This window comes from Gordonia sp. OPL2 (assembly GCF_003797825.1).
In the GTDB taxonomy this organism is placed as follows: Bacteria; Actinomycetota; Actinomycetes; order Mycobacteriales; family Mycobacteriaceae; genus Gordonia.
On record NZ_RKME01000100.1, the window covers coordinates 1 to 424 of the forward strand.

1 protein-coding gene is annotated in these 424 nt (G+C 37.0%); it reads right to left on the bottom strand.

The annotated features are described in order from the left end of the window. Window positions 1-234, bottom strand: a 234-nt coding sequence (locus tag EEB19_RS26480; protein WP_222930000.1) for a LysE family translocator, incomplete at its 3' end; no start/stop codon positions are given. Window positions 235-424 lie beyond the last annotated feature (190 nt).

The window sequence follows — 424 nt, forward strand, 5'->3', positions numbered from 1 at the left end:
AGCACCTGCCCACTTTACTGCTTCATATACAGCGGGAACAGCAACGAATAGAACTGTAAGTCCAAACATAGTTGCGATTATATAGATTACAAATCCGAGCATGATGCCCAATAAAGAAATAAATCCCGCCATACGTCCTTGCGTAATGGAACGGGAAATGAGGTAAATCATATTAGGCCCAGGTGAACAAACCATGCTAAGCGAAACAATTGCAAAAGCTACCAATGTACTCAAGCTGACCATAAACCTTCCCCCTTTATTTTACATAAAATTTCCTATTGTACATTTTATCATAATTGAGGAGAGAAAAGATTAATATAAAACGATGCAGCTAAGTAATATTATCGGATCGAATGTATTGTAATCACATACTTCTCATTCTCTTAAGTAAGGATCTAAGAGTACCCTATCCATAGAGCTACTA